Below are 26,949 nucleotides of genomic sequence, written 5' to 3'. Positions count from 1 at the left end.
CTGGGCGAATGTTCCGGCGGGGGCGCACCTGACCCCTGCGGCGAAAAAACTGGCTTTTACAGCAGGCAATCTGTTATAAGGGGCGTTCGAATGTTTCAGACGGTTCCGGGGATTCTTCTCCGGGGACCGTTTTCTTTTGCGTTTTACGCGGGCTGAAATCCGCGCGGCGCATTCTGAAGGACGGGATAAAATGGTTGAAAAGGTGCCGATGACTCAGGGCGGTTTCGTCAAGCTGCAGGAGGAACTGCGCTGGCGTCAGCAGGAAGAGCGCCCGCGAATCATTGAAGCGATTGCCGAGGCGCGCGCCCATGGCGACCTGTCGGAAAACGCCGAGTACCACGCGGCCAAGGAAGCCCAGAGCCACAATGAAGGCCGCATCACGGAGCTGGAGGATTTCGTCGCCCGCGCCGAGGTGATCGACCTCTCCAAGATGTCCGGCGACAAGATCAAGTTCGGTGCGCGGGTCAAGCTCATCGACGAGGACACGGATGAAGAGAAGGTCTACCAGATCGTCGGCGACCAGGAAGCCGACGTGAAGCAGGGCCGCATCTCCATTTCCTCGCCCATCGCGCGTGCCCTCATCGGCAAGGAAGTCGGCGATTCGATCGAGGTGAACGCGCCCGGCGGCGCCAAGGCCTACGAAATCCTCGCCGTGACCTGGGGCTGAACCAGCACTCCATGGCATACATAAAGGACATGCAGGACGTTGAGGTCATCGCGCCGAATTTCAAGCGACGGCTATCCGGCGTGACGTCCACGATCATCCAGCTTGTCCCGATACAGAACCGGCTCGGCCAGAAGGTTTCAACCCTCGGGCCGGGCTTGCCTGCGAACCTGCCGGCGATGCGTTGGCGTCACCTTCCTGCTCTCTGGAAGGCGCCGGCGCAAAAACCATTCCGCGTATGGCATGCCCGGCGCAACCTCGAAATGTTGCCGGGTATCCTCATGCGCGATCTCCTGCGCATGAAGCTCAGACTGGTCTTCACCTCCGCCTCGCAGCGCGCCCATAGCGGCTGGACCCGTTTTCTCGTTTCCAAGATGGATGCGGTTGTCGCGACAAGCCAGAAGACGGCATCCTATCTTCGCGTACCCAATACCGTCGTCCTGCACGGCATCGATATCGCCCGTTTCTCGCCACCGGCGGACAAGATCGCGGCGAAGAAAGCCTGCGGACTGGATGCGAACCGGAAATTCGTCGGCTGTTTCGGCCGCGTCCGCCACCAGAAGGGCACGGACCTCTTCGTCGATGCGATGATCGCACTCCTGCCCGAGCGGCCGGAGTGGTCGGCCGTTGTCGCGGGCCGGACCACACCGCAGCATGCCGCTTTCGAGGCGGAACTGAAACGGAAGGTCGAGAAGGCAGGCTTGTCCGAGCGCATCCTCTTCGTCGGTGAGCACACCAATATCAATGACTGGTACCGGGCGCTGGACCTGTTCATTGCTCCGCAGCGATGGGAAGGTTTCGGTCTCACCCCGCTCGAAGCGATGGCAAGCGGTGTTCCCGTCGTCGCGACGGACGTGGGCGCCTTCAGCGAGCAGATCGTAAGCGGCACGGAAGAGACCGGCATGCTCATCGCCATCAACGATCTGTCGGCAATGATCTCCGCGGCTGCGGCCCTGCTCGACGATGACACCCGTCGTGAGGCGGCCGGCGAACGGGGGCGGAGCCATGTCGCGACCCATTTTGCGATCGAGAAAGAAGCCCAGCGGCTGGGCGAGGTCTATTCCCGCGCGATCGGCCTTTGAACGGGCTTAAAGCTCGACCAGCCCGACCTTCTTGACCTGGCGGATCGTCAGCATGGTGCGCACGGTATCGACCTGCGCATTGGCGGTCAGTTCCTCGATGACGAAATCCTGGAAACGAGTGAGGTTTTCCGCCACGCAGTGCAGCAGGTAATCGCTGTCGCCCGACACCATCCAGGCCTGACGCACCATCGGCCATTCGCCGGTCGCCGCTGCAAACGCCTTGAGATTGGCTTCCGACTGGTGCTTGAGCCCGACCATGCAGAAGGCTACGAGATCATAACCGAGTGCCGGCGCGTTCAGGAGTGCCGTATAGCCCTCGATGATACCCGCCTCCTCCAGCTTGCGCACGCGGCGCAGACAGGGTGGCGCAGAAATGCCGGCACGCGCGGCAAGCTCCACATTGGTCATCCGGCCATCCGCCTGGAGTTCCTTCAGGATACGGATGTCGATGGCATCAAGTTCGGCACGGAACATGGAGATTTTCAGACCTTTCGGGAAGGCGACCGGAAGTGATCCGAATCGGCGCAACAGCGCAACATTGTTACTGCAAGAGGCACAAATATGTCACGGGGGTCCGCTTGGTTGTTGGCAACGGCCTGCGCGCACTTGAAACTCGCGGCAGTCCCCTCATAAATGAGACCTGAACAACGATAATGCTGGGCCTACCCTGCGCAACGACGCCGCGCGGCGGGGCCGATTTGGGGTAGAGTGCCCCGAAAGGAACGACCATGTCCGCCGCCTCCGCGAATTCTCGCCACGTCAAGGTGCTGATCATCGGCTCCGGCCCCGCCGGCTACACCGCCGCCATCTACACGGCCCGCGCCATGCTGGAACCCGTGCTGATCGCCGGTATGGAACAGGGCGGCCAGCTGATGATCACCACGGATGTGGAAAACTATCCGGGCTATGCTGATCCGGTCCAGGGGCCCTGGATGATGGAGCAGATGCTCAAGCAGGCCCAGCATGTCGGCTCCGAGATCGTCAACGACCTCGTGACGAATGTCGACCTCGACGTGCGTCCCTTCCGCATCTCAACCGACAGCGGCACCGAATGGACCGCCGACGCGCTGATCATCGCTACCGGCGCCAAGGCCAAGTGGCTCGGCATCGAGACCGAGCACAAGTTCATGGGCTTCGGCGTTTCGGCCTGCGCGACCTGCGACGGCTTCTTCTATCGCAACAAGGACGTCATCGTCGTGGGCGGCGGCAACTCGGCTGTCGAGGAAGCGCTTTACCTCGCCAACCTCGCGAAGACCGTGACCGTCGTGCACCGCCGCGACACCTTCCGTGCCGAGCGCATCCTGCAGGAGCGCCTGTTCGCCAAGGAAAACGTCAAGATCGTCTGGGACCATGAAGTGCTGGAATATCTGGGCGCTGATCCGAAGCCGCCGATGCCGGCCTCCGTCAACGGCGTGCGGCTGCGCAACGTCAAAACGGGCGACATCAGCGACATGGCGACCGACGGCGTCTTCGTGGCGATCGGCCATGCCCCGGCCGTCGAACTCTTCAAGGGCAAGCTGCGCCTCAAGCCGAACGGTTACCTGTGGACCGCGCCCGATTCCACCGCGACGGACGTGCCGGGCGTTTTTGCCGCCGGCGACGTGACCGACGACATCTATCGCCAGGCAGTGACGGCCGCCGGCATGGGCTGCATGGCAGCCCTGGAAACCGAAAAGTACCTTGCAGGTCATATGCCTGTCGCAATTGCGGCCGAGTAGAAGCCGCCAACCAAGGGAGGCGGATTCCATCCGACCTCCCACGTGGGAACAGTTGAATCAGCGACCGAGCGGGAGACGTCGTCTGCCCGCAGGAGGGACTTATGGGGGATAGAATGCCGCTCGATTGGGATAAGCTGCGGATATTTCACGCCGCGGCCGAGGCCGGCTCGTTCACGCACGCGGCAGACAAGCTGCACCTGTCTCAATCGGCCATCAGCCGGCAGGTCAGCGCGCTGGAGCAGGATGTCGGCATCAAGCTGTTCCATCGCCATGCACGCGGTCTGATCCTGACCGAACAGGGTGAAATCCTCTACCGGACAGCGCACGACGTGCTGATGAAGCTCGAAGGCGTGCGCGTCCAGCTGACGGAAAACACCGAGAAGCCGAGCGGCAAGCTGCGCATTACCACGACCGTCGGTCTTGGTCAGGGCTGGCTGACCGACAAGGTGCAGGAATTCCTCGCGCTCTATCCTGACATGCAGGTGCAGCTCATCCTCGACAACGAGGAGCTGGACGTGAACATGCGTCACGCCGACTGCGCCATCCGACTGCGCGAACCGCAGCAGTCGGACCTCATCCAGCGGCGTCTGTTCACGGTGCACATGCATATCTATGCAGCACCGTCCTACATCAACCGCTATGGCGAGCCGCAGTCAATCGACGACCTCGACAACCACAGGATCATCACCTTCGGCGAGCCGGCCCCCAATTACCTGCTCGACGTCAACTGGCTGGAGATCGCCGGACGCGATTCGGACAATCCCCGCCCCTCCATCCTGCAAATCAACAGCCAGACGTCGATCAAGCGCGCGTGCCTGCTGGGAATCGGGGTCGCTATGCTTCCCGATTACATCGTCGGGCGCGATCCCGGCCTGCTTCAGCTTCCACTGAGCGCGGATATTCCCTCCTTCGATACGTATTTCTGCTATCCGAGCGAAATGAAAAACTCGGCGAAACTCAAGGTTTTCAGGGATTTCATCGTTGCCAAGGCCCGAAACTGGAACTTCTGACCAAGGCCTGCGCCCTACGCATGGCTGGCATGCACATTAAATGGTTGCCGCATGCTCAGAAAAGCATCATATCGCGCCCAGCTGATGCATTTCGGTGGCTTTTTCCTCCCAGTGCCACCGCACCAGCTGTTCCCCTCTGGAGGTTTTATTACCTTCAAAACTATAAAGGGCCCAAGTTGATCTTGTGGCCCTCTTTTTTTGCCTTTCATTGGCCAAGTTGAAATTTCCAAGTTTCTTGCAAAACTTGGTATGCGCTTGCCTTGAAGAAACTCAGGCCCTCCCCCATATTCATTTCAGCCAACGCACATGCGGTCTTTCTCCTCCCACTACCGCGCGCTGGCTGTTCCCCTCTGGAGGTTCTTGACCTTCAAACTTTGCAGGGCCCAGGCTTACGCTTGTGGCCCTCTTTTTTTGCTGCCGCCCTTGTATCGCGCAGACACGATCACAATATCGGGTAAAAGCGATATACAAAGGACCGGACACAAAAGGCATGACCGCCCCCGACACCGACACAGACGAGATCCTGAAGGCGCTGGCCCATCCCACGCGGCTGGAGATCCTTGCCTGGCTGAAGGAGCCGCAGGCCTATTTCGCCGGCCAGGAGCATCCGCTGGACTTCGGCGTGTGCGCCGGACAGATCGAAAAGCGCTGCGATCTTTCGCAGTCCACCGTTTCCGCCCATCTCGCCACGCTGCAACGCGCCGGTCTCGTGACGACGCGCAAGGTCGGCCAATGGGTGTTCTTCAAACGCGACGAAGACAAAATCGCCGCCTTTCTCCACCACATCAACAGCACCCTCGAGCCGGCACCCAGCCAGAAAAAGGATACTCCATGACCTCGCTCTTCGACCCCATCAAGATCGGCGATATCCAGCTTGCCAACCGTATCGTCATGGCGCCGCTGACGCGCAACCGCTCTCCGGGCGCAGTACCGAACACGTTGAACGCCGCCTATTACGAGCAGCGCGCGTCGGCCGGCCTCATCATCACCGAGGGAACGCCGATCACCCAGCAGGGTCAGGGATACGCCGACGTGCCCGGCCTCTACACGCCGGAAGCGCTTGCCGGCTGGCGCCAGGTGACGGACGCCGTGCACAAGTCCGGCGGCAAGATCGTCGTGCAGATGTGGCATGTCGGCCGTATCTCTCATGACAGCCTGCAGCCGAATGGCGGCAAGCCCGTTGCCCCCTCTGCCATCCGCGCCAAGTCGAAGACCTATCTCATCGATGCCGATGGCAGCGGCTCCTTCGCCGAGACATCAGAGCCACGGCCGCTTGCCCCTGAGGAGATTGCCGGCATCGTGGAAGACTATCGCCGCGCGGCGCGCGCCTCCATCGACGCCGGCTTCGACGCTGTTGAGATCCACGCCGCGAATGGCTACCTGATCGACCAGTTCCTGCGCTCGGGCAGCAACCAGCGCGACGACAACTACGGCGGCTCGATCGAAAACCGCGCCCGCTTCCTCTTCGAAGTGGTCGATGCGATCGCCTCCGAAATCGGCGCCGGCCGCACTGCTATCCGTATCTCGCCCGTGACACCAGCCAACGACGCCTTTGATCCGGCACCGCAGCCGCTCTTCACCCATGTCGTCGAAGGGCTTGCGCGCCACGACCTCGCCTATGTCCACGTCATAGAGGGCGCCACGGGCGGTCCGCGTGATTTCCAGCAGGGCGACGCCCCCTTCGATTACGATGCCCTGCGCGCCGCCTACCGGGCCGCGGGCGGGAAAGCCGCCTGGATGGTCAACAACGGCTACAACCGCGAAATGGCCATCGACGCGATCGAGGAAGGCAAGGCAGACCTTGTCGCCTTTGGCAAGCTCTTCATCTCCAACCCCGACCTCGTCACGCGCCTGAAGAACGACACGGTTCTCAACGCCCCGGACCAGGGCACCTTCTATGGCGGCGGCGCGAAGGGGTACACCGACTACCCGGCGCTGGAGAACGTCGCCTGACCGGTTGAAGCCACGGCCGGAGGGCCGACATCCTCCGGTCTGCTCGCGTCCCCAAGATAAAACGCGCGCGTTGCATCACGCGGGCGTTTTCTTTTCGCGCGGCGCGGCTACATCTACTGACGGATCATCTGCCACGGAGCCAGCCACCCATGCTTTCCAGCCTCACCAAGGAACGTTTCCTGCTTGTCGGGCTCGCCGTGGCGGTCCTTGCCTATGCGACCGAACACAGCCTGCTGGAGTTGGGCCGTCCGGCGATGCTGGTTGCCGCCTTCGCGCTGATTGCAGTGATCGTGCTGGTCTCCACCCGCGTCGCCCACCACGCCGAAATCCTCGCCTCCAAGGTAGGCGATCCCTACGGCACGATGATCCTGACGCTCTCGGCGGTTCTGGTGGAGGTGGTGATCCTCGCCATCATGATGCGGGGAGAAACCTCGCCGACACTCGTGCGCGACACGATCTACGCCGCCGTCATGCTCGATATCAACGGCATCCTCGGGCTTGCCGCCCTGCTCGGCGGCATCCGCCACGGCGAGCAACCCTATAACGACGATTCCGGCAAGACCTATGGCGTGATGATCCTGACGGCCATGGGCATCTCCATGGTCGTGCCCGAATTCGTACCGCGCGAAAGCTGGCATCTCTATTCCCTGTTCACCATCGGCGCGATGATCACGCTCTATGCCGTCTTCCTACGCATGCAGGTTGGCGCACACAGCTATTTCTTCAGCTATGCCTATCCGCGCGCCGAGCGGAAGGAGCACCCCGACAGCAGCGCACCGGAAGAAGACGAATCCGCGACCGTCTCCATCCTCGTTATCGTCGCGGGCGTGGTGCTGATCGGCGCTTTGGCGGAAGTGATGTCGGTGCTGCTCGGCGCCGGGCTCAAGGGCACCGGCGCGCCGCCGGCGCTGATGGCGGTGATCGTCGCAGCCATTTCGGCCGCGCCAGAAATCCTGACGGCACTGCGCGCTGCGCTCGCCAATCGCATGCAATCGGTCGTCAACATCGCCATGGGGGCTTCGTTGTCGACGGTCATCCTCACGGTGCCCGTCATGGAGGCCATCGCGCTCTACACTGGCCAGCCCTTCATTATGGCGATGTCGCCGGTCCAGACGGTGATGGTGACCATCACGCTCATCGCCGCCGCCATCAACCTCAATGACGGCGAGACGAACGCCATCGAAGGAATGACGCATTTCATCCTCTTCGCCACGTTCATCATGCTGACGCTGATTGGACTTTAGCGGCGCATGCCGCCGACATGGTATTCACCGGGACCGTTGCGCATGGAGTGGTATTTTTCCGGATTGTTGAAGAAGTAATCCCACGCCGTCATCATGCGCGCGCCTTCGCTGACCACCACCCCGCCGCGCGGCGCATCGTCCCTCTGCCCTGTATAACGATCGCCGTCCGCGGCCACGGCTGCGGTGGAAAGCGCAAGCATGGTGGCGATGGAGAGGGGTATGGCTTTCATGGTTCGGCTCCGCGTTGTCGATGTCACCTCTATATCGGTCACGATGACAGCAATTTCATGGACCGAACGTAAAAACCCGCCGTCTCCGGCGGGTTCTTCAATCAGGAAAGGCGGTATACCTTACTTGCAGGCTGCGCAGAAGCGCTGAATGCGCTTGCAGGCTTCCTCGAGCTGCGCTTCCGACGTCGCATAGGAGATGCGGAAGTTCGGGCCGAGGCCGAAGGCCGAACCGTGCACGACAGCGACGCCTTCCGCTTCCAGAAGCTCGGACACGAAGTCCTCGTCGGTCTCGATGACCTTGCCCGACGGTGCGGTCTTGCCGATCAGACCCTTGCAGGACGGATAGACGTAGAACGCGCCTTCCGGCGACGGGCACTCGATGCCCTTGGCCTGGTTGAGCATGGAGACCACGAGGTCACGACGGCCCTCGAAGATCTTCTTGTTCTCGGGAATGAAGTCCTGCGTGCCGTTCAGCGCCTCTACAGCCGCCCACTGGGCAATCGAGCATGCGCCCGACGTCTGCTGGCCCTGGATCATGTCCATCGCCTTGATGAGGTTGAGCGGACCGGCCGCATAGCCGATACGCCAGCCGGTCATTGCATAGGCCTTGGAAACGCCGTTCATGGTGAGCGTGCGGTCATAGAGGCCGGGCTCGACCTCGACCGGCGTCGCGAACTTGAAGTCGCCATAGGTCAGGTGCTCGTACATGTCGTCGGTCAGTACCCAGACATGCGGGTGACGCATCAGGACGTCGGTCAGCGCCTTCAGCTCGGCGTGGCTGTAGGCAGCACCCGACGGGTTGGACGGCGAGTTGAAGATGAACCACTTGGTCTTGGGCGTGATCGCCTTCTCCAGGTCTTCGGCCTTCAGCTTGAACTTGTTTTCCTGTGTCGTGGCGACGAAGACGGGCGTGCCGCCGCACAGGGAAACCATTTCCGGGTACGAGACCCAGTAAGGTGTCGGGATAACGACCTCATCACCCGGATTCATCGTCGCCATGAAGGCGTTGAAAAGAATCTGCTTTCCGCCTGTGCCGACGATTGTCTGCGCGGCGGTGTAATCGAGGTTGTTCTCGCGCTTGAACTTCTTGACGATGGCGTCACGCAGTTCCGGGATACCGGCGACCGGCGTGTACTTCGTCTCGCCGCGCTTGATCGCCTCGATGGCGGCAGCCTTGATGTTGTCGGGCGTATCGAAATCCGGCTCGCCTGCGCCAAGCCCGATGACATCGCGGCCTTTCGCTTTCAGCTCGCGCGCTTTCTGGGAAACAGCGATGGTGGCGGAGGGCTTCACACGGGAAAGGGCGTCGGCAAGAAAGGCCATGATGGAGATGTCCTCATCGGGTTCAAAGACGGCTTGAAGCCATGGACCCGGAGCGCCGGGCTCCATAGCGGTTAGGTCTATGTCGAAACTGCGCCGGTCTTGCAAGCACGCGAACGAAAAAAAGCAGGAAAACCGGGCTTTCGCGCAAAATTTCATACGCCCCATCACAAAAGCGAATGGATCGCCCACAAGCCGGGAACTCCAGACACCAAATGGTTGAGGCGAGAGAAAAGATGAGATTTTTACGCGAACGATTAAGCAGCCCTTAACGGATTCGGTCTATCCTGCGCCGGTCGATAGCCCTACCGTTGATGGTGCTCTGCATGAGTGAAAGAAGCATCTTCACCAACCTCGTGCGGCAGGCCGACGGTGCTTACAGCGCCGTTTACGGCCCCTATTTCCTGCAATCGGCGCTCCAGCCTATCTTCCGCGAACATGCGGACGGACGGTTGCAGATCGCGGCTTTCAAGGGGCTGATCCGCGCCAGCGCCGGCGATATGCCGACGTCTCCCGGCGAGTTCTTCCAGAGTGTGCCGGAGGATGAGCGCGCCGCAGTCGACGGCCTGTGCCGCAGCCTGCACATCCTCAATGCCGGCCTCATCGGCCGGCCTGACGTCGCCCTCATCATGAGCGTCCATTCCGGCCTGTACCGTGCGCCGCAGGCCATGCGCCAGGAAGCGGAGTGGCTGCGGCTTGCCGCCCATGAGGCAGGAATCGCTCCCGAGCGTATCGCCTGCGAAATTCGTCAGCTGCCGGGCGACGATGCCGAGGCCCTCGCGCTTTTCGCCGACCGGCTGCACGAGGCCGGCTTCTCCATCGCGATCGACGAATACACCGGCGATGACCGCGATCTTGCCCGCCTCGAGCGCCTGAAGCCGCAATTCGTGGCCTTCGATACATCCTGGCTGCAGGAATTTGCCGAAAACTCGGCCGGCCTGGCGCTCCTGCGGGTCGTGATCGGCCAGTTCGCAGACAAGAACATCCAAACCATCGTCGGCGGTATCGAGACACCGGAGACCATGGCGCTTTGCCGCGAGATGGGAGGACCGCTGATGCAAGGCTTCCTTCTCGCCCGGCCGGAACTGGCTCCGACGCACTTCAACACGACCTTTCCCGATATCGGCGAGGATAGCCCTGCGGCGGAGCAACCCGCCGCCCCCCTATCCGATGCCGTAGCTCCGGTCGAACACCGTGTCGCGAGAGCCGTTCGGCACTTCGGCAGAAGGGGTGTCTAAGACGGCGCAGACGCCCCTTCTATTCGCCTGAAGCATTTGGAAACGTGACATTTTTACCATGCCTTTTTTTCGCCACAATAAATGTCGGGCCTTGCCGCAATTCGGTCCTTGTCGCGCCGATTTCGGCAGGCCTTTTGGACATCATTCAAGCAAAAAGCAAAGACAGGGGACAACGATGTTTCTGGATGAAGACAAGCCCGGCAAGACGCCAAAGGCCCGCGAGTCGAGGGCCATGTTTCTTATCGCCATGACGGCACTGGCCGCATGCGTGCTCATGGTGGTCAGCCTGATGTCGCCGCCGGCCGTCGCGCTCGACACGATCAAGACCTCCGGTATCGGTAATGCAGCCTCCCATCAGGTTCACCCCGCGCAAAAGTGACACGCCGGCGGCCGCCGCTCTTGCAAGCCGCACGGCTCTGCGTCAGGTAACGGCAAGAGGCGGGAGATGGCTATGCAGGAACGGCAAAGACTCAGGATAGTCACATGGGGCAGTAAGGTCATCGCCCTCGTCATCGCGCTGCCGTTGTCCCTTACGCCGGCCTTGGCCGATATTCGCATCGTTCCCAGCAAGAAGGTCCCGCTTGCCGTCGAGACAGTCGCGAGCGGCCTCAACCACCCCTGGTCCGTCGAAGTGCTGCCGGACGGCAGCTATCTGGTTTCCGAAAAGGGCGGCACGCTACGGCGCGTGCAGGCGGGAAAGGTTTCCGCCCCCATCTCAGGCTTGCCCGAAGTGGCGACAAACGGTCAGGGCGGACTGCTCGACATTGCGCTGGCAGGGGATTTCGAGACCAGCCGCATTCTGTTCCTCACCTATAGCGCACGCGGCAATGGCGGTGTCGGCACGGCCGTCGCCCGGGGGCGGCTGTCGGAAGACGGCACACGGCTCGAGGACACGACCCGCATCTTCCAGATGAGCCGCCTGACGACACGCGGCCAGCATTTCGGCTCCCGCATCGCGATTGCCGGCGACGGCAGCCTCTTCTTCGGTATCGGCGATCGCGGCGAAGGCGAACGCGCCCAGGACCCGCGCGACCATGCCGGCGCCATCCTGCATATCAATCCCGATGGCACGCCCCATGCGGACAACCCGTTCCTCGGCAGCTCGGACGGGCTGGCGGAAATCTGGTCGAAGGGCCATCGCAACCCGCAAGGCATCGCTATCGATCCGAAGGACGGCACGCTGCTGACCGCCGAACACGGCGCGCGCGGCGGCGACGAGATCAACAATCCGCAGCCCGGGCGCAATTACGGCTGGCCGCGCGTCTCCTACGGCCGCCACTATTCGGGCGCAGAGTTCGAGCTTGGCTCGACGGCTGCCGACTATGAACCACCACTCTATTATTGGGATCCGTCCATCGCGCCCGGCGCCATCGCCGTCTATCGCGGCGCGATGTTTCCCGAATGGGATGGCAACCTGATCGTCGCCGCACTCGCCTACCGCCTGGTTGCCCGGCTGGAGCGCGATGAAAACGGCGCGGTCCTCTCGGAGGAGCGCATGTTTGGCGGAGAGTTTGGCCGCATCCGCGATGTCGTCGTCGCGCCGGATGGAGCGCTTCTCCTTCTGACCGACGAGGACGACGGCGCCCTGTTGCGCGTGTCGCGGGCCGACGCGACGGACTGAGCCTCCACCCTTGCCCAAAAAACGGGCGCCTGCTAGCAGGATGAGCGGCGCCTTCCGCGCCGGTTGCCTCCATCAGGGTGGAATGACATGACGCGCATTCAGGCGAACCTTCTCCTGTTGCTGGCCGGCGCCATCTGGGGCGCGGGCTTCATCGCGCAATCGACCGCGATGCAGACGCTCGGGCCGATCTGGTTCATAGGCCTGCGCTTTGCAGTGGCAACCCTCGTCGCCCTGCCCTTCGCCCGGTGGGAACAGATGCGCGCCGAAACCGCCGTCAGCCGCAGGGACATGGCCGGCTTCGTGCTGACAGGCCTTGCGCTCTTCGCCGCCGCCAGCTCCCAGCAGGTCGGTCTCCTCACGACGACCGTCACCAATTCCGGCTTCCTCACCGGTCTCTATGTCGTCTTCACGCCCATTCTCACCGTGCTGATATTGCGCCGTCGGCCGCACTGGGTCATCTGGCCGGCCGCCGTCATGGCGTCCGTCGGCATCTTCCTGTTGTCCGGCGGCACGCTTGCAGCCCTGACGGTCGGCGACATGCTGACCATCCTGTGTGCGGTTCTCTGGTCCGTGCAGATGATCTGCGTCGGTGTCTTCGCCGGCCGCTCCGGGCGGCCGCTCGCGCTGTCACTCACGCAGTTCGCCATCTGCGGCGTGCTCGGCTGCGCCTTCGGCGCGCTCTTCGAGCCGGTCAGCCTCGCCGCCATCACGGGCGCTCTGCCGGAAATCCTCTATGCCGGACTGTTCTCCAGCGGCCTCGCCTTCATGGTCCAGAACATCGCGCAGCGTTATACGACTGCGCCGCAGGCGGCGATCTTCCTGTCCAGCGAGGCGCTGTTCGCAGCCTTCTTCGGCGTGCTTCTGCTGGGCGAGACCATCAGCACAGCCGGTTATATTGGCTGCGGAATCATCTTCCTTGCGATGCTTGCTGTGGAACTGGTGCCGGAACTGCTGCGCGAGCGGCGCGGGAATACGCCCGCCGAAGTATGATGCCGGCCGTTTCCCGCGACCGCACAATATAGATCTTGCCACTAACCTCTTCCTTCATGGCGGGGGGTGACTTTTTCGGCAATCGCCTGCAATTTGACCAAAGTGAGGCATGTCAAATGCCCGCCAAAACTTTTGCTTGCCAATTTGCCACAAACACATCAATCTTCCTTTGTTCGGGCAATTTGCGGACACGGGAAGACCTTTAATAAAAGCGCGCCGGAGACGCGAAATAATTCCGGGCAGCCAACATCTGGATGATCCCAGGGTCATATGGTTGGCTGGCTGCGGTGAAAACAGGACCCTTTCCTCAACCTCGAGAACTGCCTGCCTAACGCCCTTCGGGGCAAAACTGACGTTCTGCCCGCCGCCAATATACGGGCAGAGAGAAAAGGACCTGACGCATGGCCGAAACTGGCATTGTAAAATTCTTCAACACTGAGAAGGGCTTTGGTTTCATCAAGCCCGACAATGGTGGTGCGGATATTTTCGTACACATCTCTGCTGTACAGGCTTCCGGCCTGAACGGCCTTTCCGAAAACCAGAAGGTAAGCTTCGACACGGAACCTGATCGCCGCGGCAAAGGCCCGAAGGCGGTCAACCTCGAGATTGCCGGCTAACCGGTAATCTCAGGATTTTGAGTTGGAGCCCGGCAGTGATGCCGGGTTTTTTCGTTCAGCCTGCGTTCAGCCAAAATCATCTAGTTTATTCCTGTCATCGACCGGCAAAGGCCGGCGTCCAAAGGAACGATGCCATGAAGAACATAATGAAGGCCCTGGTCCTGTCCGTAGCCGTCGCCGCGATGGCGCTGACCGCAACTGCCGGCGTCTCCCAGGCGCGCGACCGCGACGGTTACTGGCGCGACGGCGGCTATCGCGAGCACCGCCGCCACCGTGACCGCGACGCCCTGATCGGCGGCGCGCTCGGTCTTGCCACCGGCGTCATCATCGGCGGCGCGCTTGCTTCCCAGCCCCGCTACGACGAACCGCGTTACGTCGAGCGCCGCTATGTCGAGCCGGAATACTATCCCGAACCCGAGCGCCGCGTAATCTACCGTCCGGCCCCCAGCTACGAACCCTGGACCCAGTCCTGGTACGATTACTGCGCCCGCCGCTATCGCTCGTTCGACCCGCAGAGCGGCACATTCGTCGGCTATGACGGCCGCGAGCATTTCTGCACCGCGGGCTGACACCACCCACATGAACAAGAGCGGGCGCCTGACGGCGCCCGTTTTCGTTTCAGAGACCGCGCAGGAACGGGTTGGTGCGCCGTTCCTCGCCGATGCGGCCGCCCGGGCCGTGACCGCACAGGAAGCCGACCTCGTCTCCGAGAGGAAGCACCTTGTCACGGATAGACTGGAGCAGCTGCTCATGGTTGCCGCCCGGCAGGTCCGTCCGGCCGATCGAACCCTGGAACAATACATCGCCGAGATGGGCGAAGCCCTGCTTGCGGTTGAAGTAGATAACGTGGCCCGGAGCGTGGCCCGGCGTATGGGACACCTCGAACTCGTGCTCCCCGAAGGAAACGGTGTCGCCATCGTCCAGCCAGCGGTCGGGAACGACATTCGAGACCTTCATCGCCACACCGAAGCGCTGCGCCTGCGTTTCGAGCGCCTGCAGCAAGGGCAGGTCATCCTTGTGGGGGCCGACAATGTCGAGGCCGAGCGCTTCCTTGAGTTCCTTCGCGCCACCCGCATGGTCGATATGGCCATGCGTCAGCCAGATCGCCTTCAGCGTGATGCCGTTCTCCTCAATGGTCCGCAAGATGGCATCGACATCGCCGCCCGGATCGACCACGACACCTTCCTTGGTCTCCGTATCGAAGAGAATGGTGCAGTTCTGCTGGAAAGGTGTGACGGGAATGATGCCCGCCTGAAGCATGCCCATAGGGTCCTCGCTCGGTTGCCGCTTTGCCCACCTATAGCCGGAAGGGATACTCCGCACCAAGCGGGACGTCAGCGCAGGCTTGCCATTTCTTCCGCGGGGCCGCTGACGGGCGAAAGGGAGACGGTCGAGAGCAGGAATGTGGCGACGACGATATTAAGCATGGCATAAAGGAAAACCACCGGCCGAAGCCCTCTGGCAACCGTGTCATGCGGCGTCTTCGTCGTGGGATGCATTGTCCGTCTCCTTGATTGTGCTGGGGAAATAGCCGTGGGGCATGTTTGTTCCAACGACTTTTACGGCGATGCGCAAAACGCGTCTGTTCCTGCGGATACAGGGCATCTACCCTGCACCTGACGGCGAATGCGCCATGCAGCTCACACGGATAAATTGACAGGCCGCAAAATTGGCCGCACCTTTCGACTGTCGAGTCTATCGGCGCGGGGCGCGGTCCCGAGGGGCTGCGGTCCGAGGGCAACCTGTCCGCCTGGGGTAACCCTCGGCGGACGATCAGGAGGGGAATTCCATGGAAGCATTGATGCCCATCATCACGCAGCTCATTGCCGGCGCTGTCGGAGGCAACGTCGCCGGTGCGGCGCTGAAGCAGGCGGCCGTCAGCGTTATCGTTCGCACCATTGTCGGCGCCATCGGCGGCGTAGGCGGCGGTATGCTGCTCCAGCTGCTCGGCGGCGAAGCGGGCCTGAGCGGCCTCGTCGCCAACGGTATCGGCGGCCTGGTCGGGGGTGGCGTGCTCACCGCAATCGTCGGCGCGGTTCTCGGCAAGAAAGCGGCCTGAGCGCAGAACGAAAAACGGCGGCCCGCTGGGGCCGCCGACTTGGCGTCAATGACGCGGCTGACGCTTACTCAGCGGCCGCAGCGACCGGGTAGACTTCCTTCATATAATCGTTCATCAGCGTTTCGCAGATCGTGCCGGGCGTGAAGCGGTACGGTCCGATTTCGGAGACCGGCGTCACTTCGGCGGCCGAGCCGGTCAGGAAGCATTCGGAGAAGTCCGACAGCTCTTCCGGCATGATGACCCGCTCGATGACCTGATAGCCACGGCGCTTGGCAAGCTCGATCACCGTGCGGCGCGTGATGCCGTCGAGGAAGCAGTCCGGCGTGGGCGTATGAATGACGCCATCCTTGACGAAGAAAATATTGGCGCCGGTCGCTTCCGCCACCTGGCCGCGATAATCCAGCATCATCGCATCCGCGTAGCCCTTGGCCTCGGCGGCATGCTTGGAGATCGTGCAGATCATGTAGAGGCCGGCGGCCTTGGACTTCGACGGCGCGGTCCGCGGGTCGGGACGACGGTACTCGGCGATGTCGAGACGGATGCCCTTCAGCTTTTCGGCCGGGTTGAAGTAGCTGCCCCACTGCCAGATGGCGATGGCCACGTTGATGCGGTTGCTCTGTGCCGAAACGCCCATCATTTCCGAACCGCGCCAGGCGATCGGGCGGACATAGGCCTCGGAGAAGCCTTGGCGCTTCAGGAGCTCCACGCTCGCGGCATCCAGCTCTTCAACGGAATAGGGAATCTTGAAGCCGAGAATTTCGGCGGAGGCGTGCAGGCGCTGGTTATGCTCGGTGAGCTTGAAGATGCGCCCGCCATAAGCGCGCTCGCCCTCGAACACGGCGCTTGCATAGTGCAGGCCATGCGTCAGCACATGGATCTTTGCATCCTTCCAGTCGACGAACTCACCGTTGAACCAGATTTGTCCATCCAGTTGATCGAAGGGAACTGCCATCGTGTCATCCTCCGGCGCTCTCACGCCATTCTTTCTGTTGATTGTTTCGCCAATTGCGGTCTAACCAGAAACGGCGGGATTACCTGAGTGGAAAGGTAGTCCAGATTGAGAATCGGGCAAACACCTCGCAACGGTGCCCCGGGGACCGCAATAACGACGGGAACCCTAGCAATGACGGAAAAATATGTCAACAAAGCTGACATATCTTGCCGAAAATTACGCAAGGGTGGCGCGACATGAAAGGAAATGACACCGTGGCCCGACAGATGCCGGACAAAGACGGCAAGAACGAGCTGCACGAGGACGCGATGACCGGCGACGGCCGCATCGATATGGAGATCATCGAAGGTCTGTTCTTCGCCTACCGCGACTTCATTTCCGATCCCGACGCCATTCTCGAAAAGAGCGGCTTCGGGCGCGCCCATCACCGCGTCGTTCACTTTGTCAACCGCGAGCCCGGCATGACGGTCGCCGATCTTCTCGACACGCTGAAGATCACCAAGCAGAGCCTGGCACGCGTCTTGAAGCAGCTCGTGGATTCCGGCTATATCCAGCAGGTGGCCGGCCCCGAGGACCGCCGCCAGCGCAAGCTTTACCCGACGCGGACGGGGCGGGAACTGGCGCTCGCACTGGCTGAGCCGCAATCCCGCCGCATCGCCCGTGCATTCGAGAAAATGGCGCCGGACGATCGGCGCACCGTAATCCGGTTTCTCGCCGGCATGCAGAATGCCAAGAGCGACTGACCGGTTTCAGGGAGATTGATGACGATGACGGCTGCCGGCGCGCCCTCCGACGATGCTTCCCACCTTCTGGTCGTCGATGACGACACGCGCATCCGCGACCTTCTCGGCCGCTATCTCGTCGAGCAGGGGTTTCGTGTGACGGTAGCGGCGGATGCCGACGAGGCCCGGCGCAAACTGCGCGGCCTCGACTACGACCTCATCATCATGGACGTGATGATGCCCGGCGAAAGCGGCCTGTCGCTCACCAAGAGCCTCAGGGAAATCCGGCCCGTACCGATCCTCATGCTGACGGCGCTCGCCGAATCCCGGGCGCGCATCGAGGGTCTGGAAGCCGGGGCGGACGACTATCTGTCCAAGCCATTCGAACCGCGCGAACTGGTGCTGCGCATCAACAACATCCTCAAGCGCAATGCTGCGCCCGCCGGGCCGAAGATCGAGCAGGTCATGTTCGGTCCCTACACGTTCTCCATCGTGCGCAAGGAACTGAAACGCGGCGGCGATCCCATCCGGCTTACCGATCGCGAGCAGGACATCATGCTGCTGTTTGCCCAGCGGGCCGGCGAGACCATTCCGCGCCACGAACTGATCGGCGAGGAAACGGAGGTGGGCGAGCGCACCATCGACGTGCAGATCAACCGCCTGCGCCGCAAGATCGAGGAAGATCCGTCCAACCCAGTCTGGCTCCAGACCGTGCGCGGCATCGGCTACCGCCTGAGCGTGGAGCAGGGTTGACCGTGCGCGGTCCGTCGGGGAATGTGACCACATGACCCTGTTTTCGGCTTTCCGGCGGGATATCGAGCGCGCGCCGTCCGTCGGCTGGAAGCGCTTCACGCGCTGGCTGCGCCACCAGATGCCGACCGGCCTCTACGCCCGCTCGCTGCTTATCATCATCCTGCCGATGGTGCTTCTCCAGGCGGTGGTCGCCTTTGTTTTCATGGAACGACACTGGCAGCTCGTCACGCAGCGCCTGTCCATGGCCGTTACCCGCGACATCGCCGCCATCATCGACCTGATCGAGACCTATCCGCAGGACGACGACTACGCCGAGATCACACGCATCGCCCGCGAGCGGCTGGAGCTCATTATCTCCGTCGAGCAGGGCACGACGCTGCCGCCGCCGCGCAGCAAGCCTTTCTTCAATATCCTCGATGAGATCCTGAGCGAGGAAATTGTCCGCCAGATTCGCCGGCCGTTCTGGATCGACACCGTGGGCGAGAGCAAGGTCGTCGAGATCCGCATCCTGCTCGACAACAAGATCCTGCGCGTCTATGCGCGGCGAAACCAGGCCTACGCGTCGAACACCCATATTTTCCTGCTCTGGATGGTCGGGGCTTCGCTGGTGCTGATCCTCATCTCCATCCTCTTCCTGCGCGGGCAGATCCGTCCCATCCTCGCGCTGGCGCAGGCGGCCGAAAGCTTCGGCAAGGGGCAGAAGATGCCGGAGAATTTCGCACCGCGCGGCGCCGACGAAGTGCGACGCGCGGGCCTCGCCTTCATCCTCATGCGCGAACGCATCGAGCGCCAGATCGAGCAACGCACCGCCATGCTCACGGGCGTGAGCCACGATCTGCGCACGATCCTCACCCGCTTCAAGCTGCAACTGGCGCTGGCCGGCGACAAACCTGAACTTCAGGGCATGGGAAAGGATGTCGAGGACATGCAGACCATGCTGGAAGGCTACCTCTCCTTCGCCCGCGGCGACGCCGAGGAGGATGTCGGCAAACTGCGCCTCTCGGACCTTATCGAGCGGCTGTCCCTCGAGGCCGAACTGCATGAGCGCGCCTTCTCCAGCGAGATAGAAGGCGATGACGAGATCATGGTGCGCCCCAACGCCTTCACGCGCCTTGTCGGCAACGTCGTTTCCAACGCGCTGCGTTACGCGAAGAGCGTGCACGTCGAGGCGCGTCATCGCGCCAAGTGGCTGACCATCACCGTTGACGACGACGGCCCCGGCATTCCGGAAAAAGCCCGCGATGACGTCTTCAAACCATTCTTCCGCCTCGATGACGCCCGCAACCTGGATGCCTCCGGCACCGGCCTCGGCCTTGCCATCGCGCTCGATATCGCCCGCAGCCACGGCGGCAACGTCACGCTTTCGGATAGCCCGATGGGCGGTCTGCGTGTGACGATCCGCGTTCCCGTTTGACAGGAAAGACCCGATGAGCAAAGCCCCGTTCAACGATCTCCTTTGGCTCAATCCGCCACCCGCCGCGGACCTGCGGGAGGGCAGCCTGCATGTGCGCACTGGCCTCAAGACGGACTTCTGGCAACGTACCTATTACGGTTTCCAGCCTGACAGCGGCCATTTCCTGCACCGGCAACGGTCCGGCGACTTTACGCTGGAGACGACCTTTCGCGGCCGCTACGAAACGCTCTACGACCAGGCAGGCCTGATGATCCGCCACGACGAAGCAGCCTGGGTGAAATGCGGCATCGAGTTCACCGACGGCGCGAAGCACTTCAGCGTCGTCGTCACGCGCGGCCATTCCGACTGGTCGGCCTTCCGGATCAACGATGAGTTCGATCTGATTTCCGTCCGCGTCACACGCAACGGCGATGCGCTGTTCATTCAGTACAGGACGGACGCCATGGTGGAATGGCGGATGGCCCGCCTCGCCTATTTCCCGACGGAATACACCGAACTGTCGGTCGGCGTCATGACCTGCTCGCCACAGCGGGAAGGCTTCGAAGCCGAGTTCACGGACTTCCGGCTGGGCCCGCCCCTCTCAAGAGACATTCACTAGAAAGTTCAGCACATCTTCTTGCCGTTCGGCACCGGCTGGTCCACGCCGGCCAGAACGATCGCGCCGGCTGCATCCTCGAAACCGAGCGTCAGGACTTCCGAGCGGACGGGTCCGATCTGGCGCGGCGGAAAATTGACGACGGCAAGCACCTGCCGCCCGACCAGTTCTTCCAGCCTGTAATGGACGGTGATCTGCGCCGACGATTTCTTCGTGCCGATTTCAGGGCCGAAGTCGATGGTCAGCTTGTAAGCGGGCTTGCGCGCCTCGGGGAACGGCAGCGCCTCGATAATGGTGCCGACGCGAATGTCGACCCGCTCGAAATCGGCATAGGCAATGGTGTCGGTCATGAAGGAGGATCCCGCAATCGTTCAGGGCAATTCCCGGGGAACATGAAGTCCGCAAGGAACTGGATGAAAAGAACGGACTAACCGATTCCTGCGATTCAGGAAAACGGGTTAACCCGCCAATTCCTCGGCGCGCAGGCGTGCCGCCGCAATGGCCTTGTCGAAAAGCGGCTGCATGCCGTCGTCGGCCATGAGCACCGAAAGTGCTGCAGCCGTTGTGCCGCCCGGCGAGGTCACGTTCTGGCGCAGACGGCTCGCGTCGTCGGGGGACTGGTGAAGCAATTCACCAGCCCCCGCGACGGTTTCCCGTGCGAGCCGCATGGCGAGGTCCGCCGGCAGGCCCGCCTTGCGGCCTGCCTCTGCCATGCACTCGACGAGATAAAAGACATAAGCCGGGCCACTGCCCGACACCGCCGTGACGGCATCGATGTCGCCCTCGCTGGCGACCCATTCGACCGGGCCGCTCACCTTGAGCAGGGCGTGCACGAAATTGCGCTGGACCTCGGTCACACGCGCATTGGCATAGGCGCCCGTCACGCCGCGGCCGATCATTGCCGGCGTGTTCGGCATGGCGCGCACGGTGGCGGCCTCGCCGAGATGGCTCTCGAGATTGGCGATGGTCTTGCCGGCCGCAACGGAGACGATCACCGTTTCGGGGCCGACCAGCCCCTTGAGCGGCGGCAGCACCTGATCGATGACCTGCGGCTTGACAGCAACGAAGATGACCCCGGCCTTCACGCCCTCGGGCGCCGTGGTCTCGTGGCGCACACCGTTATCGGCAATCAGCTTGGCCATCGCCGGCTGCGGGCCTGGATCGATGACGATCACCGACGCGCCGGAAATACCGCTCTTCAGCCAGCCGGCGAGCATCGCGCCGCCCATATTGCCGGCACCGATGAGAACGATGGGTCCGTTCGCGGCCACGCTCATGATCAGGCCTCCCCGACCGTCTCGAACAACACGGCATCGACAGCCGACTGCGCATCCATGCCGGACCACACGACGAACTGGAAGGCCTGGAAATAGGCTTCGCAGGATTCGAGCGCGCTGGAGAGCAGCACCTCGACCTGCTGGTTGGTCGGTTCAGCGCCGCCGGCAAGCAGCAGCGACTGGCGAAAGATCACCACATCCTCGCGGCGCCAGAGGTCGAAATGCCCCATCAGCACCTGTCCGTTGACATGGGAGAGAAGGCACATGACCTCGTTCACCCGGCTTTCGGGAACCTTGATGTCGAAGGCGCAGGCCAGATGCAGCGCCTCGAATTCCTCCATCCAGGAGAAGGAGACGTGGTAGTCCGTCCATTTGCCTTCGACGGTCATCGCGATCTCGTCTTCGCCCGACCGTTCGAACGTCCAATCGTTGTTCGCCGCGACGAATTCGATCATGTCGACCGGGTTGGACTGGCGCCCGATATCCAATTCCATAAGGCTCATGCGTCACCTTCAAGGCCGGCAGGCATGCCTTATCGCGCTCACACACACGACGCGGCAAACCTTACTCCGGATACAACACTGAATGATTGCTAGGCACTGCACGCAGACTGGACGACTTACCCTGTCCGAAGCTTGCGCCGCCTGTTTCGAATCATCATTTAAAATCAGTGTATAACGGCGGAGTCACGACGCCAGCCCCTGAGCACCCGTTTTCCCCGGACGGTTGTGGAAAGCCGCTCCGAAAAAGATTCAGGTCGAGCGCTTAAGAGACTCTGCCAAAAGGGCTTTTCGCAAGTGTCCACAGGGGTAAAAATTTTATTAAAAAAAACGGTTGGCACGATGTGAATCACGCCAACCGAGTCTGTGCTGTGAAAAGCTGTAGCGAAACGGTTCAATTGCCTGAGCTGAGGCGCGCTTCCAGCGCTTCGAGGCGCTTCAGGAGCGCGTCGTTTTCATCCCGCGCCTTGATGGCCATTTCGCGCACCGCTTCGAATTCCTCGCGCTTGACGAGGTCGAGCCCGTTGATGATGCGTTCGGCCTGCGCGCGAACCATCGTTTCGGCTTCCTTGCGCATGCCCTGGGCAGCACCCGCGGCATCGGTCATCAGCTTTGCGAAATCGTCGAGAATGCGGTTCGCACCGGTGGTCATGGGTCTTCCCTCCTCGGGTGTCGATGGTTGCGGCGGGCGCTTACGCCCGCATCCTGTCCCTTGAGGTAGGGTCTTGGACCGCCGCTTGCAAGCGGATTCCGGTGGATCGGCGCGCCTGGGACCTGCCGGGCAGAAGCAATCGCCATTTCCCGCCTTGACCCTGCCGCAAGGCCTCGCCATCTTCCGCCCGAAACGAGGAATATCCACGCTTGACGAACATCGCGCAGCTCTTTGCCATCATGCCCTATCCCGAAATCGACCCGATCGCCTTTTCCATAGGCCCGGTCGACGTGCACTGGTACGGCATCGCCTATGTCGTGGGCATCATGCTGGGCTGGCTCTATGCCCGCAGGCTGATCGAAACGCCGCGCCTGTGGGCGGGTGAAGCCCCGATCACCCGCGCCCAGCTCGACGACTTCCTCGTCTGGGCCGCGGTCGGCATCATTCTCGGCGGCCGCATCGGCTATATCCTGTTCTACGATTTTCCGAATGTCGCGGCCGACCCGCTGCGTGCCCTTCAGGTCTGGAAAGGCGGCATGTCCTTCCACGGCGGCTTCGCCGGCACGACACTCGCCATGATCCTGTTTGCGCGGCGTCACAGTATTCCGCTGTGGAGCCTGTTCGATATCGTCGCCGCCGTCGTGCCTATCGGCCTGTTCTTCGGCCGCATTGCCAATTTCGTCAACGGCGAGCTGTGGGGGCGGCTGTCGGATGCGCCCTGGGCGGTGATCTTTCCGGAGGCCGGCCCCTTCGCCCGCCATCCGAGCCAGCTTTACGAAGCCGGGCTCGAGGGCATCCTGCTGCTCGCCGTGATCGCCGTTGCGATCTATCGCTTCGGCGCGCTGAAGCGCCCGGGCCTGGTGACCGGCATCTTCGTCGCGGGCTACGCTCTTTCGCGCATCACGGTCGAGTTCTTCCGCGAGCCGGATCCGCAGCTCGGCTATCTCTTCGGCGGCTGGCTGACCATGGGCATGGTGCTGTCGCTGCCCATGCTCGCGCTCGGCATCTGGGCCATCCTGCGCGCACGCCCGGCCGAGCCGGCCCGCGCCTGAACGGATCAATGCCATGTCGACACCGCTCGCCCGCAAGATAAAGGCGCTGATCCATACCAATGGTCCGATCAGCATCACGGACTATTTCGCGCTGTGCCTCGCCGACCCCGAATATGGCTACTATCGTACGCGAGACCCCTTTGGCCGCGCCGGCGATTTCGTCACCGCACCTGAGGTCAGCCAGCTCTTCGGCGAGATGCTCGGCATCTTCCTCGTCCATGCCTGGCAGAAGCATGGCGGACCGGAACGGGTGCGCATCGCCGAGATCGGCCCCGGCCGCGGCACCATGATGTCCGACATGCTGCGCGTCGTCGCCAAGCTCGCGCCGCAACTCTACGAGAGCGCAACCTTCCATCTTGTGGAGACGAGCCCCAGGCTGCGCGAGATCCAGCACGAGACGCTCGGGCTCCATGCCGGCCGCGTCAGCTGGCACGACAGTTTCGAGGAGTTGCCAGACGGCTTCGTTCTGCTCGCCGCCAACGAGCTGTTCGATGCCATCCCCATCCGCCAGTTCGTCAAGACGCCTACAGGCTTTCGCGAGCGCCTTGTAGGGCTCGATGCCGAGGACGAGCTGACCTTTGCCGCCGGTGTCGCGGGCATCGACCCCGCTCTGCTGCCGGACAATCATAAGACTGTAGAAAACGGCACGATCTTCGAGATCGCCCCTGCGCGCGAAGCGGTGATGGCGACGATCGGCGAACGCATCGCCCGCTTCGGTGGCACTGCCCTCATCATCGACTACGGTCACTTCGTCAGCGGCTTCGGCGATACGCTTCAGGCGGTTCTGAAGCACGACTTCGATCCGCCGCTTGCCCATCCCGGCGAGGCCGACCTGACAAGCCATGTGGATTTCGAACGCCTGGCGGCTGCCGCGGCAGCCTCCGGCCTCCATATCCATGGCATGTTGCACCAGGGGGATTTCCTCGTCGGCCTCGGCATCGGCGAGCGTGCATCGGCCCTCGGGCGCAACCGGGATGAAGCGGCGCAGCAGCAGATTCTGAATGATGTCGCCCGTCTCGCAGGTTCGGGCGCAGGCCGAATGGGCGATCTTTTCAAGGTCTTGGCGGTGGGCAGCGAACCGCTTGCGCTGTTTCCGTTCCGTCAGCCGGATTGACACGCCGCCCTCGGGCGGACAACATCCCGCCCGATTTGCACCCCGCATGCCCCGGCCGCGTTCCTTGCCTGGCGGCCCCTCCAAGCCCAGCCGAGAGACCATGAAGGACCAAGCGCTTCCCTCCCCCATCCAGAGCCCGCTGATCGCCGAACGCGCCGGAAAATCCGTGCGCCACGGCTTCTTCACGCGCGCCGGCGGCGTCTCGGAAGGCATCTATCGCGGCCTCAATGTCGGCCTCGGCTCGAACGACGCGCGGGAGAACGTCCAGGAGAATCGCGTCCGTGTCGCCCGGTGGTTCGACGTAGCGCCGGACCGGCTTGCGACCGTGCATCAGATCCACTCGCCGGATGTCGTGACCGTCGATGCCGGTTATGACGGCAGCCGCCCACAAGCGGATGCGCTCGTTACGGCCACGCCCGGCGTCGTGCTCGGCGTTCTCGCGGCCGATTGCGGCCCGATCCTGTTCTGCGACCCTGAGGCCCGCATCGTGGGCGCCGCGCATGCGGGCTGGAAGGGCGCGCTCTTCGGCGTGCTGGAAAACACCATCACTGCCATGGAGGCGCTCGGCGCCCGCCGCGAGGCCATCGTCGCCAGCCTCGGCCCGTCGATCGCCCGGCAAAACTATGAGGTCGGGCCGGAATTCGTCGAGCGTTTCCTGGCCGTCGATCCGGCATACGGCCGCTACTTCACGCCTTCAGATAAACCCGGCCACAGCATGTTCGATCTGCCGGCGTTCACCACTCAGCGGCTGAACGATGCCGGCGTTACCGCCGAAAATCTCGACATCTGCACCTATCCCGACGAAGATCGCTTCTTCTCCTACCGGCGCACCACGCACCGGCAGGAACCCGATTACGGCCGCCAGATTTCGGCGATCATGATCGCGGGCTGAAGCGCAAACAACAGACGAAGACGAGGGAGACACCGCCATGGCACTTCACTTCGACAGCGAGGAATACGCCAACCGGCTCCAGCGGCTCACCGCACGCATGCGGGAGGACAAGCTCGACGCCGTCCTGCTTTTTGCGCAGGAGAGCATGTACTGGCTGACGGGCTACGACACCTTCGGCTACTGCTTCTTCCAGACGCTCGTCGTGAAGGCCGATGGCAGCATGGTGCTGCTCACCCGCTCGGCCGACCTGCGCCAGGCCCGCCACACCTCCAATATCGAAAAGATCGAGATCTGGGTCGACCGCGTCAATGCGGACCCGACGATGGACCTGAAGAATCTCCTGTCGGACCTCGACTTGCTCGGCTGCCGCATCGGCATCGAATATGACACGCACGGGCTGACCGGCCGCAACACCCGTTTGCTGGACAACCAGCTCCAGAGTTTTGGCGAGATCGTCGACGCGTCCGGCACCGTCAGCCGCCTGCGGCTCATCAAGAGCCCGGCCGAGATCGCCTATGTCGAGCGCGCCGCTGCCCTGTCCGACGATGCGCTCGATGCCGCTCGCCCGCTGATCGCCGCCGGCGCCGACGAGGCGGCGATCCTGGCCGCCCTACAGAATGCCGTACTGGCCGGCGGCGGCGATTATGCCGCCAACGAATTCGTCATCGGCTCGGGCGCCGACGCCCTGCTCTGCCGCTCGAAATCCGGCCGGCGCCGGCTGGATGCGCAGGATCAGCTGACGCTCGAATGGTCCGGTGTGAGCGCGCGTTACCATGCGCCGATGATGCGAACCGCCATCGTCGGCGAGCCGACCAGCCGCCACCGCGAACTCTATAGTGCCTGCCGCGAGGCCTTGCAGGCGATGGAGATGGTGCTTCGGCCCGGCAACACCTTCGGCACGGTCTTCGAGACCTTTACCCGCCTCATCGACGAGCGTGGGCTTGCGCGCCACCGGCTCAACACCTGCGGCTATTCGGTGGGCGCGCGCTTTGCGCCCTCCTGGATGGACCATCAGGCCTTCCTGCTCGGCAATCCGCAGGAGATCGAGCCGAACATGTCGCTGTTCGTGCACACGCTGCTGTTCGATTCGGACACCGGCACCGCGATGACGCTTGGCCAAACATACCTGACGACAACAGACACGCCGAAGGCGCTGTCGCGCTACGGGCTCGACTTCATCGAGGCCTGACGCGGTTTTCACCGGCGACATCCTGTAATTGACAGGGCCCGGAACCATCCCGCATAACTCGATGCGGGGAACGGAGGGCAACACCTCCGCA

General features: G+C 62.6%; 32 protein-coding genes. 22 read left to right on the top strand and 10 right to left on the bottom strand.

Annotated features, from left to right (window positions below; genetic code table 11):
- Window positions 1–190 precede the first annotated feature (190 nt).
- Together greA and MNR02_RS05145 are read left to right on the top strand one after the other, a co-directional pair.
- Window positions 191–667: a transcription elongation factor GreA gene (greA, locus tag MNR02_RS05150; RefSeq protein ID WP_241598152.1), complete on the top strand. Its 477-nt coding sequence runs from the start codon at window positions 191–193 to the stop codon at window positions 665–667.
- Between the two features lie 11 nt (window positions 668–678).
- On the top strand, window positions 679–1,746 hold the full coding sequence (locus tag MNR02_RS05145) for a glycosyltransferase family 4 protein (protein ID WP_371746714.1): 1,068 nt from the start codon (window positions 679–681) through the stop codon (window positions 1,744–1,746).
- A gap of 6 nt (window positions 1,747–1,752) precedes the next feature.
- Here MNR02_RS05145 and MNR02_RS05140 read toward each other — a convergent pair whose 3' ends face one another.
- Window positions 1,753–2,220, bottom strand: a complete 468-nt coding sequence (locus MNR02_RS05140; RefSeq protein WP_241598151.1) for an Lrp/AsnC family transcriptional regulator — start codon at window positions 2,218–2,220, stop codon at window positions 1,753–1,755.
- Window positions 2,221–2,474: 254 nt separating this feature from the next.
- Here MNR02_RS05140 and trxB point away from each other — a divergent pair, with 254 nt between their 5' ends.
- The 5 genes from trxB to MNR02_RS05115 all read left to right on the top strand — a co-directional run bounded on the left by trxB (window position 2,475) and on the right by MNR02_RS05115 (window position 7,671).
- The gene (gene trxB / locus MNR02_RS05135; protein ID WP_241948320.1) at window positions 2,475–3,464 is read left to right on the top strand and encodes a thioredoxin-disulfide reductase; all 990 of its coding nucleotides are present in this window, start codon (window positions 2,475–2,477) and stop codon (window positions 3,462–3,464) included.
- Window positions 3,465–3,577: 113 nt separating this feature from the next.
- A complete protein-coding gene (locus MNR02_RS05130; RefSeq protein WP_134647264.1) occupies window positions 3,578–4,474 on the top strand; it encodes a LysR family transcriptional regulator VtlR in 897 nt (298 codons plus the stop codon).
- Window positions 4,475–4,964: 490 nt separating this feature from the next.
- Window positions 4,965–5,309 (top strand): helix-turn-helix transcriptional regulator, encoded by a 345-nt coding sequence (locus MNR02_RS05125; protein ID WP_241948319.1) that lies wholly within the window; start codon window positions 4,965–4,967, stop codon window positions 5,307–5,309.
- The gene (locus MNR02_RS05120; protein WP_241948318.1) at window positions 5,306–6,427 is read left to right on the top strand and encodes an alkene reductase; all 1,122 of its coding nucleotides are present in this window, start codon (window positions 5,306–5,308) and stop codon (window positions 6,425–6,427) included. Before MNR02_RS05125 ends, MNR02_RS05120 begins: the two co-directional genes overlap by 4 nt.
- 149 nt (window positions 6,428–6,576) lie before the next feature.
- Window positions 6,577–7,671: a calcium:proton antiporter gene (locus MNR02_RS05115; RefSeq protein ID WP_241948317.1), complete on the top strand. Its 1,095-nt coding sequence runs from the start codon at window positions 6,577–6,579 to the stop codon at window positions 7,669–7,671.
- On the opposite strand, the gene MNR02_RS05110 is transcribed toward MNR02_RS05115, so the two are convergent.
- Window positions 7,668–7,901, bottom strand: coding sequence for a hypothetical protein (locus MNR02_RS05110; RefSeq protein WP_241948316.1), 234 nt, complete (start codon window positions 7,899–7,901; stop codon window positions 7,668–7,670). The genes MNR02_RS05115 and MNR02_RS05110 overlap by 4 nt on opposite strands.
- A 120-nt stretch (window positions 7,902–8,021) precedes the next feature.
- Window positions 8,022–9,224: a pyridoxal phosphate-dependent aminotransferase gene (locus MNR02_RS05105; RefSeq protein ID WP_241948315.1), complete on the bottom strand. Its 1,203-nt coding sequence runs from the start codon at window positions 9,222–9,224 to the stop codon at window positions 8,022–8,024.
- Between the two features lie 323 nt (window positions 9,225–9,547).
- On the opposite strand from MNR02_RS05105, the gene MNR02_RS05100 reads away from it, so the two are divergent.
- From MNR02_RS05100 to MNR02_RS05075, 6 genes are all read left to right on the top strand, one after another.
- Complete coding sequence (locus MNR02_RS05100) at window positions 9,548–10,459, top strand: EAL domain-containing protein (protein WP_241948314.1); 912 nt, start codon at window positions 9,548–9,550, stop codon at window positions 10,457–10,459.
- Between the two features lie 175 nt (window positions 10,460–10,634).
- The gene (locus tag MNR02_RS05095) at window positions 10,635–10,838 is read left to right on the top strand and encodes a hypothetical protein (protein ID WP_241948313.1); all 204 of its coding nucleotides are present in this window, start codon (window positions 10,635–10,637) and stop codon (window positions 10,836–10,838) included.
- A 72-nt stretch (window positions 10,839–10,910) separates the two neighbouring features.
- A complete protein-coding gene (locus MNR02_RS05090; protein WP_371746733.1) occupies window positions 10,911–12,080 on the top strand; it encodes a PQQ-dependent sugar dehydrogenase in 1,170 nt (389 codons plus the stop codon).
- 87 nt (window positions 12,081–12,167) lie between these two features.
- Window positions 12,168–13,070, top strand: a complete 903-nt coding sequence (locus MNR02_RS05085; RefSeq protein WP_241948311.1) for a DMT family transporter — start codon at window positions 12,168–12,170, stop codon at window positions 13,068–13,070.
- A gap of 401 nt (window positions 13,071–13,471) precedes the next feature.
- On the top strand, window positions 13,472–13,687 hold the full coding sequence (locus MNR02_RS05080; protein ID WP_134647092.1) for a cold-shock protein: 216 nt from the start codon (window positions 13,472–13,474) through the stop codon (window positions 13,685–13,687).
- 134 nt (window positions 13,688–13,821) lie between these two features.
- Window positions 13,822–14,256 carry a BA14K family protein gene (locus MNR02_RS05075; protein ID WP_241948310.1) on the top strand — a complete coding sequence of 145 codons (435 nt, stop codon included), beginning with the start codon at window positions 13,822–13,824 and terminating at the stop codon, window positions 14,254–14,256.
- Between the two features lie 49 nt (window positions 14,257–14,305).
- Here MNR02_RS05075 and MNR02_RS05070 read toward each other — a convergent pair whose 3' ends face one another.
- Entirely contained in the window at window positions 14,306–14,947 is a 642-nt protein-coding gene (locus MNR02_RS05070) for an MBL fold metallo-hydrolase (protein WP_241599271.1), read from the bottom strand.
- A gap of 74 nt (window positions 14,948–15,021) precedes the next feature.
- Window positions 15,022–15,186, bottom strand: coding sequence for a hypothetical protein (locus MNR02_RS05065; protein ID WP_241598122.1), 165 nt, complete (start codon window positions 15,184–15,186; stop codon window positions 15,022–15,024).
- A 290-nt stretch (window positions 15,187–15,476) separates the two neighbouring features.
- Here MNR02_RS05065 and MNR02_RS05060 point away from each other — a divergent pair, with 290 nt between their 5' ends.
- Window positions 15,477–15,746: a hypothetical protein gene (locus MNR02_RS05060; protein ID WP_241598120.1), complete on the top strand. Its 270-nt coding sequence runs from the start codon at window positions 15,477–15,479 to the stop codon at window positions 15,744–15,746.
- Between the two features lie 64 nt (window positions 15,747–15,810).
- Here MNR02_RS05060 and MNR02_RS05055 read toward each other — a convergent pair whose 3' ends face one another.
- Window positions 15,811–16,698, bottom strand: coding sequence for a branched-chain amino acid aminotransferase (locus MNR02_RS05055; protein WP_241948309.1), 888 nt, complete (start codon window positions 16,696–16,698; stop codon window positions 15,811–15,813).
- A 254-nt stretch (window positions 16,699–16,952) separates the two neighbouring features.
- On the opposite strand from MNR02_RS05055, the gene MNR02_RS05050 reads away from it, so the two are divergent.
- From MNR02_RS05050 to MNR02_RS05035, 4 genes are read left to right on the top strand one after another with little or no spacing between them, the layout of a single operon-like run.
- On the top strand, window positions 16,953–17,441 hold the full coding sequence (locus MNR02_RS05050; protein WP_370879907.1) for a MarR family winged helix-turn-helix transcriptional regulator: 489 nt from the start codon (window positions 16,953–16,955) through the stop codon (window positions 17,439–17,441).
- Between the two features lie 24 nt (window positions 17,442–17,465).
- Entirely contained in the window at window positions 17,466–18,173 is a 708-nt protein-coding gene (locus MNR02_RS05045) for a response regulator (RefSeq protein WP_241599267.1), read from the top strand.
- Window positions 18,174–18,204: 31 nt separating this feature from the next.
- A complete protein-coding gene (locus MNR02_RS05040; protein WP_241948308.1) occupies window positions 18,205–19,587 on the top strand; it encodes an ATP-binding protein in 1,383 nt (460 codons plus the stop codon).
- A gap of 13 nt (window positions 19,588–19,600) precedes the next feature.
- Window positions 19,601–20,185 carry a DUF1349 domain-containing protein gene (locus MNR02_RS05035; protein WP_241948307.1) on the top strand — a complete coding sequence of 195 codons (585 nt, stop codon included), beginning with the start codon at window positions 19,601–19,603 and terminating at the stop codon, window positions 20,183–20,185.
- Window positions 20,186–20,190: 5 nt separating this feature from the next.
- Here the strand turns inward: MNR02_RS05035 and MNR02_RS05030 are convergent, their stop codons facing one another.
- From MNR02_RS05030 to MNR02_RS05015, 4 genes are all read right to left on the bottom strand, one after another.
- On the bottom strand, window positions 20,191–20,532 hold the full coding sequence (locus tag MNR02_RS05030; RefSeq protein WP_241948306.1) for a tRNA-binding protein: 342 nt from the start codon (window positions 20,530–20,532) through the stop codon (window positions 20,191–20,193).
- 108 nt (window positions 20,533–20,640) lie between these two features.
- The gene (proC, locus tag MNR02_RS05025; RefSeq protein ID WP_241948305.1) at window positions 20,641–21,459 is read right to left on the bottom strand and encodes a pyrroline-5-carboxylate reductase; all 819 of its coding nucleotides are present in this window, start codon (window positions 21,457–21,459) and stop codon (window positions 20,641–20,643) included.
- A gap of 2 nt (window positions 21,460–21,461) precedes the next feature.
- Window positions 21,462–21,962, bottom strand: a complete 501-nt coding sequence (locus tag MNR02_RS05020; protein ID WP_134647073.1) for a YbjN domain-containing protein — start codon at window positions 21,960–21,962, stop codon at window positions 21,462–21,464.
- Window positions 21,963–22,353: 391 nt separating this feature from the next.
- Entirely contained in the window at window positions 22,354–22,611 is a 258-nt protein-coding gene (locus tag MNR02_RS05015) for an accessory factor UbiK family protein (protein WP_241948304.1), read from the bottom strand.
- 239 nt (window positions 22,612–22,850) lie between these two features.
- Here MNR02_RS05015 and lgt point away from each other — a divergent pair, with 239 nt between their 5' ends.
- The 4 genes from lgt (at window position 22,851) to MNR02_RS04995 (ending at window position 26,858) form a co-directional block, all read left to right on the top strand.
- On the top strand, window positions 22,851–23,663 hold the full coding sequence (gene lgt / locus MNR02_RS05010; protein WP_371746732.1) for a prolipoprotein diacylglyceryl transferase: 813 nt from the start codon (window positions 22,851–22,853) through the stop codon (window positions 23,661–23,663).
- A gap of 13 nt (window positions 23,664–23,676) precedes the next feature.
- Window positions 23,677–24,777: a class I SAM-dependent methyltransferase gene (locus MNR02_RS05005; RefSeq protein ID WP_241948302.1), complete on the top strand. Its 1,101-nt coding sequence runs from the start codon at window positions 23,677–23,679 to the stop codon at window positions 24,775–24,777.
- Between the two features lie 100 nt (window positions 24,778–24,877).
- A complete protein-coding gene (pgeF, locus tag MNR02_RS05000; protein ID WP_241948301.1) occupies window positions 24,878–25,669 on the top strand; it encodes a peptidoglycan editing factor PgeF in 792 nt (263 codons plus the stop codon).
- A gap of 37 nt (window positions 25,670–25,706) precedes the next feature.
- On the top strand, window positions 25,707–26,858 hold the full coding sequence (locus MNR02_RS04995; RefSeq protein WP_241948300.1) for a Xaa-Pro peptidase family protein: 1,152 nt from the start codon (window positions 25,707–25,709) through the stop codon (window positions 26,856–26,858).
- Window positions 26,859–26,949: the final 91 nt, after the last annotated feature.

It is taken from the genome of Shinella sp. H4-D48, from assembly GCF_022637395.1.
GTDB classification, from domain to species: domain Bacteria; phylum Pseudomonadota; class Alphaproteobacteria; order Rhizobiales; family Rhizobiaceae; genus Shinella; species Shinella sedimenti.
Note: the sequence above shows the minus strand (reverse complement) of the source record. Positions and strands in the feature narration are given on the sequence as shown.

Coding starts and splice junctions, on each gene's coding strand:
- MNR02_RS05090 (WP_371746733.1), top strand. CDS start 10,911: ATGCAGGAACGGCAAAGACTCAGGATAGTCACATGGGGCAGTAAGGTC.
- MNR02_RS05070 (WP_241599271.1), bottom strand. CDS start 14,947: ATGCTTCAGGCGGGCATCATTCCCGTCACACCTTTCCAGCAGAACTGC.
- MNR02_RS05055 (WP_241948309.1), bottom strand. CDS start 16,698: ATGGCAGTTCCCTTCGATCAACTGGATGGACAAATCTGGTTCAACGGT.
- MNR02_RS05015 (WP_241948304.1), bottom strand. CDS start 22,611: ATGACCACCGGTGCGAACCGCATTCTCGACGATTTCGCAAAGCTGATG.
- MNR02_RS05105 (WP_241948315.1), bottom strand. CDS start 9,224: ATGGCCTTTCTTGCCGACGCCCTTTCCCGTGTGAAGCCCTCCGCCACC.
- MNR02_RS05140 (WP_241598151.1), bottom strand. CDS start 2,220: ATGTTCCGTGCCGAACTTGATGCCATCGACATCCGTATCCTGAAGGAA.
- MNR02_RS05030 (WP_241948306.1), bottom strand. CDS start 20,532: ATGACCGACACCATTGCCTATGCCGATTTCGAGCGGGTCGACATTCGC.
- MNR02_RS05100 (WP_241948314.1), top strand. CDS start 9,548: ATGAGTGAAAGAAGCATCTTCACCAACCTCGTGCGGCAGGCCGACGGT.
- MNR02_RS05125 (WP_241948319.1), top strand. CDS start 4,965: ATGACCGCCCCCGACACCGACACAGACGAGATCCTGAAGGCGCTGGCC.
- MNR02_RS05075 (WP_241948310.1), top strand. CDS start 13,822: ATGAAGAACATAATGAAGGCCCTGGTCCTGTCCGTAGCCGTCGCCGCG.
- MNR02_RS04995 (WP_241948300.1), top strand. CDS start 25,707: ATGGCACTTCACTTCGACAGCGAGGAATACGCCAACCGGCTCCAGCGG.
- MNR02_RS05040 (WP_241948308.1), top strand. CDS start 18,205: ATGACCCTGTTTTCGGCTTTCCGGCGGGATATCGAGCGCGCGCCGTCC.
- MNR02_RS05115 (WP_241948317.1), top strand. CDS start 6,577: ATGCTTTCCAGCCTCACCAAGGAACGTTTCCTGCTTGTCGGGCTCGCC.
- MNR02_RS05145 (WP_371746714.1), top strand. CDS start 679: ATGGCATACATAAAGGACATGCAGGACGTTGAGGTCATCGCGCCGAAT.
- greA (WP_241598152.1), top strand. CDS start 191: ATGGTTGAAAAGGTGCCGATGACTCAGGGCGGTTTCGTCAAGCTGCAG.
- MNR02_RS05080 (WP_134647092.1), top strand. CDS start 13,472: ATGGCCGAAACTGGCATTGTAAAATTCTTCAACACTGAGAAGGGCTTT.
- MNR02_RS05045 (WP_241599267.1), top strand. CDS start 17,466: ATGACGGCTGCCGGCGCGCCCTCCGACGATGCTTCCCACCTTCTGGTC.
- MNR02_RS05065 (WP_241598122.1), bottom strand. CDS start 15,186: ATGCATCCCACGACGAAGACGCCGCATGACACGGTTGCCAGAGGGCTT.
- MNR02_RS05035 (WP_241948307.1), top strand. CDS start 19,601: ATGAGCAAAGCCCCGTTCAACGATCTCCTTTGGCTCAATCCGCCACCC.
- MNR02_RS05120 (WP_241948318.1), top strand. CDS start 5,306: ATGACCTCGCTCTTCGACCCCATCAAGATCGGCGATATCCAGCTTGCC.
- MNR02_RS05060 (WP_241598120.1), top strand. CDS start 15,477: ATGGAAGCATTGATGCCCATCATCACGCAGCTCATTGCCGGCGCTGTC.
- trxB (WP_241948320.1), top strand. CDS start 2,475: ATGTCCGCCGCCTCCGCGAATTCTCGCCACGTCAAGGTGCTGATCATC.
- MNR02_RS05085 (WP_241948311.1), top strand. CDS start 12,168: ATGACGCGCATTCAGGCGAACCTTCTCCTGTTGCTGGCCGGCGCCATC.
- MNR02_RS05130 (WP_134647264.1), top strand. CDS start 3,578: ATGCCGCTCGATTGGGATAAGCTGCGGATATTTCACGCCGCGGCCGAG.
- pgeF (WP_241948301.1), top strand. CDS start 24,878: ATGAAGGACCAAGCGCTTCCCTCCCCCATCCAGAGCCCGCTGATCGCC.
- lgt (WP_371746732.1), top strand. CDS start 22,851: ATGCCCTATCCCGAAATCGACCCGATCGCCTTTTCCATAGGCCCGGTC.
- MNR02_RS05110 (WP_241948316.1), bottom strand. CDS start 7,901: ATGAAAGCCATACCCCTCTCCATCGCCACCATGCTTGCGCTTTCCACC.
- proC (WP_241948305.1), bottom strand. CDS start 21,459: ATGAGCGTGGCCGCGAACGGACCCATCGTTCTCATCGGTGCCGGCAAT.
- MNR02_RS05005 (WP_241948302.1), top strand. CDS start 23,677: ATGTCGACACCGCTCGCCCGCAAGATAAAGGCGCTGATCCATACCAAT.
- MNR02_RS05095 (WP_241948313.1), top strand. CDS start 10,635: ATGTTTCTGGATGAAGACAAGCCCGGCAAGACGCCAAAGGCCCGCGAG.
- MNR02_RS05020 (WP_134647073.1), bottom strand. CDS start 21,962: ATGAGCCTTATGGAATTGGATATCGGGCGCCAGTCCAACCCGGTCGAC.